We start from the raw sequence: 14,431 nt of genomic DNA on the forward strand, positions 1-14,431 counted from the left end.
CTGTGGAAAGTCATGTGAGGTGAACGTAGTGAAACCTGTTGTAATGGACAACAACCGAATTTTTCGGAGAGTGGGCGTGATTCTGGCCCTCTTTCTGCTGACCATAAGCATTGGCGTGCCGCTCTTGCTGATCTTCTGGCAAAGTGTGTATCCAGACGGACAATGGGACTGGATGGCACCGATTCGCACGATTACAGGTCATCATCTATCCGGTGTATTGCTGAACTCCGTCTGGCTTGGCATTTGCGTTGTAGCGGTAACCACACTGCTGGCGCTGCCGCTTGCCTGGATGATGGCGAAGACCCGTATGGGCGAGCATCGCTGGGTGGATGTGATCCTGATGATTCCCTTCATGACTCCGCCGTATATCGGATCAATGGGATGGATTCTGTTTATGCAAAAAGGGGGATATCTGCAGCAATGGGTGCCCTCATCTGCGGGCTGGAGTGAGCTGTTCTTCAGCTTCTGGGGCATGGTGCTCATCATGAGCTTGCACCTGTTCCCATTCCTGTATCTGCTGCTTCGGGATGCATTAATCCGCATCGGTGGTAATCTGGAAGAAGCGGGAGCCGTGCATGGTGCACGTGCGGGGTACCGTTTCAGACGCATTATTTTACCCTTATTGTTGTCGTCCTACGGCATGGGGATCATGCTGGTCTTTGTCAAAACGATTGCGGAATTCGGAACACCGGCAACCTTCGGGCGTAAGATTGGCTATTATGTCATGACCTCCGAGATCCATAAGTACATCTCCAGTTGGCCGATTGATTTCGGCAAGGCGACTTCACTGGCATCGGTGTTGCTGTCCGTCTGTCTGGTGATGTGGTATATGCAGTCTGCCATGAGTCGAAAGTTCACGTATCGTCTGGTAGGTGGGAAGGGGCAACGTTCGAAGCGATATTCCCTTCGTGGCGGAGCAGGATGGTTGTGCGGGGTGTATCTTGCGATCCTGTTGATTATGTCGATAGGTATCCCGTATTTCTCCATCATCGCCGCTTCGACCATGAAGCTACGGGGATCGGGACTCGCTTTTGATAACCTGACATTGGATCATTACAAGGAGCTGTTATCTTGGGGTTCGGTAAGTATGAAGGCGATCGGGAACAGTCTGGGACTATCTCTCGCGGCTTCAACCGTTGCTGTTATTATCGGTACGGGTTTTGCGCTAGCTATCGGCAGATCGTCTTCATTCATGCAGCGTGTGATTGACTTGTTCAGTCTGTTGCCTAATACAGTGCCGGGCATCGTGATGGTGGTGGGTCTGATTCTCTTCTGGAACTCACCTTGGATGCCAGTCACGTTGTATAACACCTACGGCATGGTTGTTCTCACGTACGTTGTTCTCTTCTTGCCTTACACCGTGCAGTATGTAAAATCGAGCTTTACCCAGATTGATGGAACATTGTTCCAGGCGGGGCAAGTCTTTGGCGGGAAGCCGCTGTATATTCTGCGGCGTATCCTGATCCCGCTGATCCTGCCCGGCATGCTCGCCGGCTGGATGATGACCTTTACGATTGCTACCCGGGAACTGGTAGGTTCGTTGTTGATTCTTCCACCGTCGATGCAGACGTCGGCTACGTATATTTTTGCCCAATTCGAACAAGGTCAGGTATCACTCGGAATGGCGATGGCCGTTGTGACTGTAGGCATGACGGTGCTCATGCTGCTTGGAATTGAAATGCTGAATTCAAAGAGAAAGTGGAATGCATCATGATCAAACTGAACGTATGGGGCGGTGCAGGGGAACATGGACGTTCCGCCTATCTCCTGAGCGGGAGCAATTTTCGCCTTTTGCTGGATTGTGGTGTGAAAAAAGAAGGCACGGGCGAGTATCCACTGATTGACCCGGAGATTGTTCCGCAACTGGATGCGGTCCTGTTGTCCCACGCCCATGAGGACCATTCAGTCGCCATACCTTTGCTGTATAAGATGGGCTACCAGGGTGAAGTATGGATGACGAGGGAGACGAGGGCGCAGCTGCGTACGTATTTTGCCAACTGGCGCAGGTTTGTAGAGCGTGTAGGTGAAGAACTTCCTTATAATGAAGCAGATGAGCAAGCTATTCGTTATCGGTATCTGGAGGATGAGGGGGTACCCCAAACCTGGTTCGAACCCATTCCCGAAGCAAAAGTGATGTGGGGACGGAGTGGACATCTGGCTGGATCCGTGTGGTTTGGGCTTGAAGTGGAAGCTAAGCGGATTTTCTATTCCGGGGACTACACGTCCGAATCGATGCTTTTACAGGAGGATTGTCCAGCGGAGGCGTTCTCACAGGCAGACATAACTCGTGAAAATCTGGTGTTTGATGCTCCGAGCAGCGAGCAGTGGGGTACGGAGCAACTAATCGCTATCAACAGTGGGCAAAAGGCTGGAGAATTGATAACGTCACAAGATCAGAAATCTGTTGCATCAGAGGCGTCGTCAAGAACACTTGTATCCATGGAGTTACCCATGAAGCAGGGAAATTTCACATCGAACGTAGCAGACGTAGCAGACGTAGCAGCAATATCTTCAGTCGGGCTGGTAGATCTGGCGATCGTTGATGCTGCCTACGGTACGGACCAAGATACACAGGCTGACAAACTGGAACAGCTGGAACGAGCCATTCACCAAACGATTGCTCAAGGTGGAAAGGTGCTGCTACCCATGCCTGTCGTAGGGCGTGGACAGGAGATCATACTGTGGGCACAGCAACAATTCCCGGCTGTTCCAATCGTAGTGGAACAAGGACTGGTGGATGGCATGAAGCAGCTTATTCATGTCCCGTACTGGTTGAGGGAGAAGGGAGAGCATGTCACCGGAAGTTCGTTGAAAGACGAAATTGATGGCTTTCTGACCGGACGAGGATGGGATCTGCCTACGACCACCCAAGAGCGGGAACAACTGTTGGAACAACATGCTGCTTCGCTATGGTTCATTCCGGACGGCATGATGCAGTCCTCGCTTGCCCGTTGGTATTATAGCCAATTATCGGACAGGGAGGAAAATCTGATTCTGCTCACTGGGCATGTTGCTCACGGTACATTTGCTGATAAGCTGCTACGGGTTCCTGATAAGTATGGAGCGTGTGAGGTGCGAAAAATACGCTATAAAGTGCATCAGGGCTGGAAGGATGTCGAACAGATGCTGCATGGGATTCCAGCAAGACATACGGTTCTTGTGCATGCTGACCGGGCAGAGACAGACAGATTAAGAGAAGGTTTGCTCAGAAATAGCCCGTCACCGGGAACAGTTATACATTCACTGTCTGCTGGAGACGAGCTATATGTGTGAGTTGTGCATGAATTGATTGTTACGTTATCTGAGAACGTCCATGGGGACGTTCTTTTTCATTGTTGTGTGATCATTTAGGGTTCGCGATGAATGGGGTGCTCCAGTTCGGCATGACCCATTAAACTATCAACGGCTTCACCATCCACCAGTATATCCAGGCTGTTCACTTCATCAAATTGAAACATCGTTGTTGTTAAAGCTTCCAATGCGAGCAACTCTCCACTGGTACCGAGGTTGGCTTCAGCGGGGATATGAACATCAAAAGTCACCGTGCCCTCTGCATATTGGATAGAGAGCAATTCAACCTGCTCCCAGAGGGAAACGAGCTCCGAATCGGTGTTAGTTTGCATAGCTGCATATGTTTTTTCGTATTTCTCGGAATCATCCTTGTATTCAATTTCCTGCTCTGTTTTTTGAAGCTCCAGAACCTGAGAATCAGCCATATAAACATCGACGACTTGTGTGTTCATTTTGCCCAGATCCACCTCCGTTTCGGATGGGTTGGGTTCATTCGATCCGGATTCACTCACTGGCTTCTGAGCACATCCAACTCCGATAAGGATCAAACATGATAATATAAGTGCCCAACCTAGCTTCTTATTCAAAGGATCACTTCCTTCATCTAATAATTTATTTTATGATTTATAGACCCAAATACTCCTTAATTCCATCGGCTATCGCTTGAGCGGCTCTCATCTGTACGTCATCGGATGACATCCGTTCCTCATCGAGCACATTACTCAGGAATCCCACTTCCAAAAGCACTGCAGGCATGGTCGTGTCTCGAATCACTTCCAAGTTGCCATTTTTCACACCACGATCTCTGAGCCCCATGGCTTTCACCAAACGTTGATGAATGATATGGGCTAATTCCTTGCTGTTACTGCGTTGATAATAATATGTCTCCGTACCTGTCGCTTGGGGGGCGGACTTCACACTATTGCCATGGATAGATACAAATACATCTGCATTTAATTGATTGGCGAGCTGCACACGCTCAGGGCGGGTCGGATAAGTATCACCCTCACGAGTCATTACCAATTCGATATGGGGTTCATTAAGCAGCAGGGCTTGTACTTTGTGAGCCAATACCAGATTGTAGTCCTTCTCGGGTTGGTTAGTGATGCTGATCGTCCCTGGATCACTGCCGCCGTGTCCTGGATCGATCACAACGACCTTGCGTCCTGAATCGCCTACTGGAGTGACAGGAGCAGGTGCGACGTTGTCTCCCGCAACATTCAGATCAATAATCAGCTTGTCGGCAATCACATTCTGGCTATACTGGACATCCTTCACATGATTTAATTCTACAACAATTCGAACTTGCCCGGGATCTCGTTTGAAAAGGGAATATCTCACTTCCGTCACATTGGGATAACCGCTCACATCCAGCTTGCCATTGAATCCTTGATCCAGCGGTTGGGATAGATCGCCAAAGACGGCTCCAGGCAAGTCCACAACCAGACGATCAGGGTACTTGAGGGTCGTTACTACTGGCTGAACTGCCCCATCCGTGGATAACACAAGCTGATTGTTGGCAAATTGGATATCGGTAACCTGGACGACAGAAGAGGAGTCCCCATTCCCTGAACTGTTGCCAGGGTCAACAGCAGGGTCCTTGTTGGTGTTTGTTAAGTATACAATCTTGTCTTGATTGTTCCATTTTACCTTAAGCCCCATTTGTTCACTGACAAATCGAATGGGCACCACCAGGGTTTTATTCAAAATTTGCGGTGCTGTGTTCAAGGTGACCTGCTTGTCAGCAACCATGGCTTGTTTTTGGTCCACGGTTAGAGAGATGATCTGTTGATCTTGCTGGATTTTTACAGTGTGTGCTTGCTGGTTCCAATCGACTTTGAATTTCAAATTTTCGGCAACGACACGAATCGGGATCATCACGTTTTTATTGATAATCGTCACCTGTACATCATTTGGGAGGACTAATTCCTCTCCATCCATAAAGATTTTCGACGTGCTTGCAGCGGCATTTCCCTGATTAGGGAGCAAAAAGAGTAAGAACAGGCTCAAAAACAGTAGTAAAATGGTTTTCTTCATTATGCACCTCGACTAATATTAGATCTATAAGTACACTTCCAAAATATACCTACATAGTATAAACGGTAAATATGTAAAAATGTTTCTTTTTAGAATTGAATATGTATCAAATTTATCTATATGAAAGAGACGATCCTGCTGAAAGATCGCCTCTTATTACTCTTTATGAAAATATAAATTATTGCAGTTGCAGTGCTTTGGCTGTTTTTGCCTCAACTTCATCCAAAAGTGAAGTCATGTCCATACCTGCGTGGTTGCCGAGCAGGATAATCGTGATGTCATCGGACAGATTACGTGAAAAGGCTGTGGCGAACCCGCCACCACTACCGTTATGGAAGACGGTACGATTCGTGCCGTTTTCTTTGAGAATCCAAGCGTAGCCATAGTTTTTATCGGAGTAAGGCTCATACATCTGTTCAATCGTATCCTGGCTTAGAATCTTGTCTGTATACAGCGCACGATCCCATTTGAGCATATCGTCCACCGTGGAATAGATGGTTCCTGACCCGGATTGAGACACATAGTAAGGAGCAGTTACCCATGCGTTATCTTGTTGAATAAAACCACTAATCGTATGCACTTTACGGGAAGCCTCTCCCGAATTTTTCATGCCAAGTGGTTTCAGTATCGTCTGCTGCACGTAATCGGCATAACTCATGCCGGATACCTGTTCAACGACGTATGCGAGCAGAACATACCCGCTGTTGCTGTACAGATAGGCACTCCCCGGTTCGAACTTCAGCGTTTTGTGGCGAATCTCTTCCACAGTCTCTTCCATCGAAGTTCCTTCACCCCTGCCGAATGCAGATGGCAGACCTGAAGTCTGAGACAACAGCATATGCAGCGTGATCTGATCTCCCTTCGGTATACCGGAGATATACTTGGAGATTGGATCTTGTACATTAATCTTACCATCCTCAACTAGACTCAGAATGGACGCAGCCGTGAAAGATTTGCTAAGCGATGCGATTCGGGTCTTCTGATCCGGGCGATTCAGCGTCTGTTCGTCGGCAAGTCCGTAGCCTTGCTTCAGAAGTACCTCACCATCGCGGGCAATCAGAGCCATACCTGGATAGTTAATTTCGCGCAGATACGTATCTACGCTGGCAACCTCGCTGTTCAGCAGGCTGACTTGATCGGTTACCATATTCACACTCATCTGACCTGTAGCTGTGCGTTGGACTTTGATATCGGCCTTGATTGCATTAGCCATGGCCCGGACAGGGACCATCAAGGTACCGTTAACCGTACGTGAATTCACCCCTGTGGCCAGATCGACCTGGTTTACCTTAATGGAATTGCTGCCAGCCTGATGGATCAGCTTGTCTCTGCCAACGGTAATGGTAGCCGTCTTGGTGCGATTATCCCATTTCAACGTGCCTTTAACCGATGTGACCACATCCCTCAGTGGAACAAACGTTGAACCTTTGAATATAAGTGGTGCGTTCTTCCAGGATTGTTGCTCACCATTCACTTCAATGTGAACTGCTTGCGTCGCCTGCGCTGCGGATGCCGTGATACCAGCTTGTCCCAGAATGGGGCCTGCGCACAGGATGAGCGCTAACAGAATGCGGAACATGGATGAATATACAGTGGAAAAACGTTGTCTTTCATTTGACTTGCGTAAGATTTGAATCCTCTCCTTCCAATCGTTTCATGAATAACCAGCTTATGAGCATTGTAAACGATCTCGTGGAGGGGGTCAAAACGAAGGGAAATGAGGAGTCTTCATCATCAGCTCTGCTTGAAAAAATTAAATTTGTTCCATTTAGTATATATACATAATATTTTTACAGCATTTGTCCGATAAAAGGAGAGGTGGAGATTTATGATGGGGGTAGTTAAATGAAGAAAAGGATTCGAAACTGGTTTACTTTAACCGTAAAAAAACGCCTGGTTGCTGCATTGCTCCTGTTCCTGATAGTACCGAGCATCACCGTGGGATGGTTGTCTTATCAAAAAGCGGCTGACCAGGTTAAGCAAGAAATTATTCGTTCCGCACAGGCCAAAACAGAAATGCTTAGTCTACAGATTAATCAGATGTTGGATATGGAGAAGGATAACGCAGCACAGATGGCCGCGGGTATTACCTCAAACGATATTATTAACAAATCACCTGCACTTCAAAGGCAGATGGATCGGATGTCTCAAAATCACAAGGAACTGGGAGTACTTACCGCAGGTGCCGAAGATGGCAGCTGGATGAAGTCCCCTGAATCCGAGGAACAGAATTATGATCCTCGAGAACGTTCATGGTATACGATGGGGATGTCCCAGGATGTACCAGTAATCTCAGATACGTTCCAGTCGGCTTCGACGGGCGAATGGGTTGTGACCGCAGCGGCCAAGCTGGCTGACGGCAAAGGGGTATTCGGAGCCAATGTCAGTCTCAATCATCTGAAAGAATCCGTTGATCAGATACACATTGGTAAAGAAGGAAGACTGTACATGCTGGATAACGGGGGTAAATTCCTGTTCCACTACAATATTGAATCCGGCACACAGTCGGATGAAAGTTATATTAATGAGATGTATACGCAGGAAAGTGGTACTGTGAAGTATACATATGATGGTCGCGAAGTGGAAGCTGTGTATTTTACTAATCCGGTGACGGGTTGGAAAATTGTTGGTGAGATGGTTCCTTCGGAAGCAACGGAAGCCGTAATGCCTATTTTGATCCGTTCAATTACGATTGTGGCATCTGCATTAGTTATTGGGTTGATTTTGCTTGTTTTCATTATCCGCAGCATTCACCGGCCATTACTGCAATTGACGCAGGCAGCATCCCAAGTAAGTGCAGGGGATCTAACGGTTCGTGTAGGTTTGCAGCGTAAGGATGAGTTCGGACAGCTTGGAGAAAGCTTCGATATGATGACGACTTCACTCCGTAGTGTGCTAGGAGAAGTACATGATACGTCCAGCCAGCTGGCAGCATCTTCTGAAGAGCTAATGGCAAGTTCGGAGCAGACATCCAAGGCCACAGAACAAGTGGCTGAACTGATGCAGGATGCAGCTGAAGGAACGACTTTGCAAAACAACAGCCTTGCTGCTACAGGTCAACTCGTGGGTGAAATGTCCATTGGAGTTAAAGAAATCTCATCAAGTGCTGAAGATACTGCTCGTATCGCTCTTGATGCATCCACCAAGTCGGAAGCGGGTATGGTTACCGTGGAAGAAGCAGTTACCCATATTCAGCAGGTGAATGACGAAAGTAAAGCCATGTCTGTCGTAATTGAGGATCTGCGAGCGAAAAATGAAGAGATTCTTGTGATTGTGGCCGAGATTACGGCCATTGCCAAGCAGACGAACATCCTCGCATTAAATGCTTCCATTGAAGCTTCAAGAGCTGGCGAGCAAGGGCGCGGATTCGCGGTTGTAGCCAACGAAGTGAAGACACTGGCTCACAGTTCAGGCGCTTCAGCCGAGCGGATTAATGCGCTTATGCATGAGATGCAGGAGAAAACCAATGCGGTGCAATCGACCTTTGCCCGGACGGGAGAAGGGATGGTCAAGAGTTCGCAGATGGTTACGGAAGCGGGCGAAGCTTTCCATAACATTCGCACCGCCGTACAGTTGGTAGCTGCACAAGCTGGAGAAGTATCCGCGGCTTCCCGTCAGATTGATGGGGGTATGGGTCATATCAACAAGGCAGTGAATGATACGATGGTTCTGTCGGACAGAATTGCCTCTGGAACAGAAGATGGATCAGCTGCTGCCCAAGAGCAGTTGGCCACGATGGAAGAGGTTGCAGCATCTTCGGCGGCATTGTCACGTATGGCTGAAGATCTGCAAAGCATGATTGAACGGTTTAAGTTGTAACAGTGATTGAAATGAGACTGCAGGGATACACTCTGCGGTCTTTTTCTTTTGTACAGAGGTATTCGTGATGTCTTCCAATACAACATCTCTTTCAGTATATTGACATATAACAAACAAAATTATATTATGTCTATAAATAAACAAACTAAAATAATGATTAGTTGATTGATATTAATTTCAAATGACCATAACAATGATAAAAAAGGAGCTTTTACATGAAATCATCAGAATCCTGGTTACAAACAGCTTCGTTGGAAGAGATCAAGCGTGGTTATATGGAGGAAGGTCCCGCCTATATATGCATCTGCTGCGGATACAGGACAGAGGCGGGGATTATCTACCCTGAAGAAGGGGTGCTCTATGAGGCAGCCCGCTATATGCGTGTTCATATCGAGAAGGTTCATGGATCGGTATTTGAGTATTTACTGGAGTTGGATAAAAGCGTAACCGGATTGTCTGATGTCCAGCGGGGCTTGCTGGCGCAATTCCATGAAGGCAAGAAGGATGCTGAAGTACAGAAGGCCCTTGGCATCGGGAGTGCTTCCACGATTCGGAATCACCGGTTTGTATTGAAGGAGAAGGAACGGCAGGCCAAGATATTCCTGGCATTAATGGAGCTTCTCAAAAGTAAGGATACCCAGACTCAAGCTGAATGGGTGTCGCCGGTGACAAGACATGGACATACAATTCATCGTGATTCATTTGATATTACAGAACAGGATCGGGAGAAGGTGCTAAGCAAGTATTTTCCAGAAGGCACCAGCGGTCCACTGACGACGTTTCATATGCAGCAAAAACATAAATATATCGTGCTCACTGAGATAGCCAAACGATTCGATACAGAGCGCAAATATTCCGAGAAACAGGTCAATGAGCTGCTGAAGGAAGTCTATGACGATTACGTAGAAATAAGGAGGTACCTGATCGACTATGGCTTGATGGAGCGTGAGCCAGATGGCAGTCAGTATTGGCTGGGAAGCCGTGCAGATCAACAGAGTGCCCAAGATAGAAAACAGGGTCGCAAAGAAAAGGGGGAGCGGGAGAACATGGATCGTCGCAAAGAACTGCAGGAACAGGCGAAGGAAGTCAAGACGGAAGCGGGCGTCTACCAGATTCGGAATGAACGTAACGGCAAAGTCTATATCGATAGTACACTTAATCTGAAAACCATTAATGGACAACGGTTTATGCTACAGATGGGCAGCCATCTGAATCGAAGGTTGCAGGCTGAATGGAATGAATATGGAGAGAATGCCTTCGTGATCGAAGTGCTGGAGATATTGAAGCAAGACGATAACCCTTATTATGATACAAAGGATGCATTGGCCAAATGTTTGAATCGCTGGTTTGAACAATTAGAACCCTATGGAGATCAAGGGTACCATGGAGATAAAAAGCAATCTGCTGAATAGGAAGGACATTTTCTATCCAAATTTCATGACTCTTCATAACCCAAAAGCCCCTTTGCCAATATGATGGCAAAGGGGCTTTTGGGTTATAGACTATTTGTTATATAAGTTGAACTAATCTTTTGCACGATAACGGAGAGGACAGAAAAAACCTGAAAAAGCGAAGCTACAAGCTTTCTGCAAGAAAGCTACTCCGGAAGCATACACTTCGCCTAAAAGCTTTCTGAAAGAAAGCTTTTAGGCGAAGTGTATGCTATCCACGGATCTTCCCCTTCGGAAAAGGGAATAGAAAAATCTGGAGATAACAGCGATAAGAAGGTTATTCTGTCATCGTAATTGCAGCTGCCTCACAGCAGATGTCTGCAAGCACAGCCGAAGTGGTGCAATCCATTGATTAGATCCATACCATATCGGAAACGAATGCCGATGGAACGGAGAACATCTCTCTGAGCTACAGAGGGGGAGATTGCTTCCATGCAGGAGATATCTTCCTCTGCTGACTCGCTTTCTGAAGCGTTCTTTTGGCTCCTTGCTGGTAAGGATTCCAACATTTCCAGATGTTTCTGGTGCTATCGTATGACATAATTCGAGTTTATTCAACATTATTTATGCATTTTATGAAAATATTTTTTGGTTTTATAGGTATTTAGGATTACATCTGTTCTATAAAAAGTAATCTGTCTCTCCCTTAGTGCACATCTTGTGGTATATTTCTAAATTAATGTGGCGCGAAAGATGTAATATGCCACATGCTTAAGGAATGGACGTTGTTATGGTGAATACACAGAGAAAGCTGTTTTCATTGAAAAATGCACCTGAATGGGTACTCATCGATATATATCGGCTGATGGAGACAGAAATTGGAGAGGGGTTGTACCGGAGTTGGACCAAAGTACACAACAGATATCTATGCAGAAGAACACGGAAGAGGTCCAGGATCATGCCACTTTCATGCAGGGGGTCAAGGATTGTATCCCAACCCTGCTTGGCTATTTGAGTATTGGCTTTGCTGCGGGTGTCATTGAAATGACCGCAGGTCTGAGTCTGGCGGAAACGGCTCTGCTCAGCCTGATCCTATATGCAGGATCAGCTCAGTTTATTGCAGCAGGCATGCTCGCATCGAATGGGTCAGCACTAGCCATCATGTTCACCATATTTTTTGTGAATCTTCGTCATTTGCTGCTCAGTGCAGCTGTATCACCGTATTTTCGGCATCTGACCCCGCTTAAAAATATGTGGATTGGTTCACTGCTTACCGACGAGTCATTCGGTGTGGCGATGACGCGTGCTATTGGCAGGGAAAGGCTCAGTGAACGGTGGATGCACGGTCTGAATATTACCGCGTACCTGAACTGGTTCGTAGCCAATATGGCGGGAGCATACTTTGGACGCTGGATCACCAACCCGGAACGACTGGGTCTGGATTATGCATTGCCAGCGATGTTTATCGGACTGGTTGTACTCCAGCTGGTGCATCGCAAAAATAAAAAAATACACATTAATGTGGCGATTATCGCCGTGGTCTGTGTAATCTTCGCCAGTATGGCTTCACTTGGCAGCATGAGTGTTATTGTGGCTGCGGTCATTGCGGCAACGATGGGAGTGTTCATGGAACGATGGAAGTAAGATGGGATGTATTTTGGATTATTATGGGTTCAGCGTTGTTAACATTTATCCCGCGTGTACTGCCACTGATGCTGTTCAGCAAGATACAGATTCCACTGTGGTTGTTACGCTGGCTTGAATATGTACCCGTAGCGGTCATGGCAGCACTGATCGGTCAGGAACTATTCATGTCGGACAACCAGTTAGTGCCGATTATGCAGAATGCGGCCTTGTGGGCATCCCTGCCTACGATTGCGGTAGCCATCTGGACACGCAGTCTGCTTGGAACCGTATTGGTCGGTATTGTGGCGATGATGATCTTGCGATATTTGATCGGATAATTGCTAGGTTCTATTGTAATATCCGGTAATTCCTTCGCCTGATCGGTTAATACTGTTCTATAGAGGACAGATAACCTATCTGAGCGAAGGGAGCTGGATTCATGAGTGAACAAAAGCGCAAGCTGTTAATTACGGGAGCTGCTGGAGTCATTGGTCGCACTCTGTTGGAGGGGCTGAGATCCAAGGGCACGTACGACATCGTTGCGGCCGATCTGCATGAAGACGAGAAAGCTGGCATTGTAGCTATGGATGTGACAGACGGGGAACGCTTGAAAGAACTGATGCAGGGAGTTCACACCGTTCTGCACATTGCATGGGCCAAGGATGAGGAAGATTTTCTGGGCAAAGTTCTGCCGATCAATGTAACTGGAGCCTACCACGTATATGAAGCTGCACGGTTGAACGGTGTTCAGCGGGTGATTTTTGCAAGCTCCAACCATGCGACAGGCTTCTATCCTACCGGAGAGGATATTGAAGTGGATGATCCGTACCGACCGGACAGTTTCTATGGACTTAGCAAATGTTATATTGAACTGCTGGGACGGTATTACGTCGACAAATATAACTTGTCCTCATTCAACATTCGGATAGGGAACTTCTCGGGTGATACATACCCGCACTCGGAGCGCTCTGCCCACATCTGGATCTCGCCCAGGGACATGGTTCAACTTGCCGAGTGCTGTATTGAGGCGGATTCGGATATGAAATATCTGAATCTGTATGGGACTTCAGCGAATACAGACAATTACTATGATATTGGCTACCTGGCACAGAAGATGGGATACCATCCTCAGGATGATGCAGCCGAACTGTGGGAAGAGGCAAAGCTTAGGGGCGTACCCGATAAACACGACGAGACAGCCTTCCAGGGCGGAGGCCATGTGGAGAAAGAACCGAGGAATTCATAGATGGGTATCTATATAAGATGAATTAATCAATTACACGATAACGGAGAGGACAGAAAAAACCTGAAAAAGCGAAGCGTTCGCCTTTATCCTCGGATTTTTCCCTTCTGAAAAGGGAATCAAAAAAATCTGGGGATAACAGCGATTGGAAGGTTGTTCTGTCATCGTAGTGTCGGTGTAAATATATGTAGTTCAACTTATATAGTTATGAAAACGCTATTTTCTATTGTAGCCGAAAGGGATAAAATGGAGACTGAGGTGTTCAGTGTTTCCATTTTGCACAAGAGGAAGGAACGATTTCAATCATGAGTACAAGTCCATCCGTTATATTGTTTCAGGGAGACTCGATTACAGATGGGGGAAGATCACGCAATGATGATCCGAATCATTTTCTCGGTCACGGGTATGCGTATCTGATCTCCAGCAAACTGGGTATGGAACTGGCCGGCAAGCATAAGACATTCTATAACAGAGGCATCAGCGGGGATCGGGTATCCGATCTGTACGCACGCTGGAATGAGGATACGATTAGTCTGAAACCCGATCTGATCAGCATCCTGATTGGGGTTAATGATGCCTGGCGCACGATGAATGGAGAGCCTAGCGGGATTACGGATCGTTTCGGACGAGCATATCGTCACTTGCTAGAAGAAACAAGGGAAGTGATGCCGGATACGGGTCTGATTTTGCTGGAGCCGTTTATTCTGAAAACCGGAGCGACTGTGGAGAAATGGGAGGCTTGGGAAGAGCATATTGGTCAGTATCAGAATCTGGCGCAAGGTCTCGCTGAAGAATTCGGGGCTGTGTGGGTACCATTGCAACAAACGTTCAACGATGCCCTGAAGCAGGCGGATGCAGCATACTGGTTGTGGGATGGCGTGCATCCAACCGCAGCAGGTCATGAGCTGATTGCACGTCAGTGGTTATCTGTTGTACAAAATTCTCCACTTGCGATTGTGTAACAATAACGGAACAGTTGCGATTTGGGCAGCGGGAACAGGTGTTAAGGATTGGATAAGGGTAT

At 47.2% G+C, this 14,431-nt stretch carries 12 protein-coding genes; 8 read left to right on the forward strand and 4 right to left on the reverse strand.

Annotated features, from left to right (window positions below; genetic code table 11):
* The first annotated feature begins 43 nt into the window (after positions 1–43).
* Positions 44–1,714 (forward strand): ABC transporter permease, encoded by a 1,671-nt coding sequence (locus M1D71_RS01735; RefSeq protein ID WP_458127132.1) that lies wholly within the window; start codon positions 44–46, stop codon positions 1,712–1,714.
* Positions 1,711–3,273 (forward strand): MBL fold metallo-hydrolase, encoded by a 1,563-nt coding sequence (locus tag M1D71_RS01740; protein ID WP_458124983.1) that lies wholly within the window; start codon positions 1,711–1,713, stop codon positions 3,271–3,273. The genes M1D71_RS01735 and M1D71_RS01740 overlap by 4 nt, the downstream gene beginning before the upstream one ends.
* Before the next feature lie 74 nt (positions 3,274–3,347).
* Here the strand turns inward: M1D71_RS01740 and M1D71_RS01745 are convergent, their stop codons facing one another.
* The 3 genes from M1D71_RS01745 to M1D71_RS01755 form a co-directional block, all read right to left on the reverse strand.
* Positions 3,348–3,878: a GerMN domain-containing protein gene (locus tag M1D71_RS01745; protein WP_458124984.1), complete on the reverse strand. Its 531-nt coding sequence runs from the start codon at positions 3,876–3,878 to the stop codon at positions 3,348–3,350.
* 37 nt (positions 3,879–3,915) lie between these two features.
* Entirely contained in the window at positions 3,916–5,328 is a 1,413-nt protein-coding gene (locus tag M1D71_RS01750; protein WP_458124985.1) for an N-acetylmuramoyl-L-alanine amidase, read from the reverse strand.
* Between the two features lie 178 nt (positions 5,329–5,506).
* On the reverse strand, positions 5,507–6,907 hold the full coding sequence (locus M1D71_RS01755; protein ID WP_458124986.1) for a serine hydrolase: 1,401 nt from the start codon (positions 6,905–6,907) through the stop codon (positions 5,507–5,509).
* A 266-nt stretch (positions 6,908–7,173) separates the two neighbouring features.
* Here M1D71_RS01755 and M1D71_RS01760 point away from each other — a divergent pair, with 266 nt between their 5' ends.
* Positions 7,174–9,147, forward strand: a complete 1,974-nt coding sequence (locus M1D71_RS01760; protein ID WP_458124987.1) for a methyl-accepting chemotaxis protein — start codon at positions 7,174–7,176, stop codon at positions 9,145–9,147.
* 215 nt (positions 9,148–9,362) lie between these two features.
* Positions 9,363–10,559, forward strand: a complete 1,197-nt coding sequence (locus M1D71_RS01765; RefSeq protein WP_458124988.1) for a DUF2087 domain-containing protein — start codon at positions 9,363–9,365, stop codon at positions 10,557–10,559.
* Positions 10,560–10,903: 344 nt separating this feature from the next.
* Here the strand turns inward: M1D71_RS01765 and M1D71_RS01770 are convergent, their stop codons facing one another.
* Positions 10,904–11,032, reverse strand: a complete 129-nt coding sequence (locus M1D71_RS01770) for a hypothetical protein (protein ID WP_458124989.1) — start codon at positions 11,030–11,032, stop codon at positions 10,904–10,906.
* Between the two features lie 433 nt (positions 11,033–11,465).
* On the opposite strand from M1D71_RS01770, the gene M1D71_RS01775 reads away from it, so the two are divergent.
* The 4 genes from M1D71_RS01775 (at position 11,466) to M1D71_RS01790 (ending at position 14,369) form a co-directional block, all read left to right on the forward strand.
* The gene (locus tag M1D71_RS01775; RefSeq protein ID WP_458127133.1) at positions 11,466–12,182 is read left to right on the forward strand and encodes an AzlC family ABC transporter permease; all 717 of its coding nucleotides are present in this window, start codon (positions 11,466–11,468) and stop codon (positions 12,180–12,182) included.
* Entirely contained in the window at positions 12,173–12,502 is a 330-nt protein-coding gene (locus tag M1D71_RS01780; RefSeq protein WP_458124990.1) for an AzlD domain-containing protein, read from the forward strand. Before M1D71_RS01775 ends, M1D71_RS01780 begins: the two co-directional genes overlap by 10 nt.
* A gap of 101 nt (positions 12,503–12,603) precedes the next feature.
* On the forward strand, positions 12,604–13,410 hold the full coding sequence (locus M1D71_RS01785) for an NAD-dependent epimerase/dehydratase family protein (RefSeq protein WP_458124991.1): 807 nt from the start codon (positions 12,604–12,606) through the stop codon (positions 13,408–13,410).
* Between the two features lie 302 nt (positions 13,411–13,712).
* Positions 13,713–14,369, forward strand: a complete 657-nt coding sequence (locus M1D71_RS01790) for an SGNH/GDSL hydrolase family protein (RefSeq protein WP_458124992.1) — start codon at positions 13,713–13,715, stop codon at positions 14,367–14,369.
* The last annotated feature ends 62 nt before the right edge of the window (positions 14,370–14,431 follow it).

Source organism: Paenibacillus sp. Z3-2, assembly GCF_054161325.1.

Coding starts and splice junctions, on each gene's coding strand:
- M1D71_RS01750 (WP_458124985.1), bottom strand. CDS start 5,328: ATGAAGAAAACCATTTTACTACTGTTTTTGAGCCTGTTCTTACTCTTT.
- M1D71_RS01780 (WP_458124990.1), top strand. CDS start 12,173: ATGGAAGTAAGATGGGATGTATTTTGGATTATTATGGGTTCAGCGTTG.
- M1D71_RS01735 (WP_458127132.1), top strand. CDS start 44: ATGGACAACAACCGAATTTTTCGGAGAGTGGGCGTGATTCTGGCCCTC.
- M1D71_RS01740 (WP_458124983.1), top strand. CDS start 1,711: ATGATCAAACTGAACGTATGGGGCGGTGCAGGGGAACATGGACGTTCC.
- M1D71_RS01770 (WP_458124989.1), bottom strand. CDS start 11,032: ATGGAAGCAATCTCCCCCTCTGTAGCTCAGAGAGATGTTCTCCGTTCC.
- M1D71_RS01790 (WP_458124992.1), top strand. CDS start 13,713: ATGAGTACAAGTCCATCCGTTATATTGTTTCAGGGAGACTCGATTACA.
- M1D71_RS01760 (WP_458124987.1), top strand. CDS start 7,174: ATGAAGAAAAGGATTCGAAACTGGTTTACTTTAACCGTAAAAAAACGC.
- M1D71_RS01775 (WP_458127133.1), top strand. CDS start 11,466: ATGCAGAAGAACACGGAAGAGGTCCAGGATCATGCCACTTTCATGCAG.
- M1D71_RS01765 (WP_458124988.1), top strand. CDS start 9,363: ATGAAATCATCAGAATCCTGGTTACAAACAGCTTCGTTGGAAGAGATC.
- M1D71_RS01755 (WP_458124986.1), bottom strand. CDS start 6,907: ATGTTCCGCATTCTGTTAGCGCTCATCCTGTGCGCAGGCCCCATTCTG.
- M1D71_RS01785 (WP_458124991.1), top strand. CDS start 12,604: ATGAGTGAACAAAAGCGCAAGCTGTTAATTACGGGAGCTGCTGGAGTC.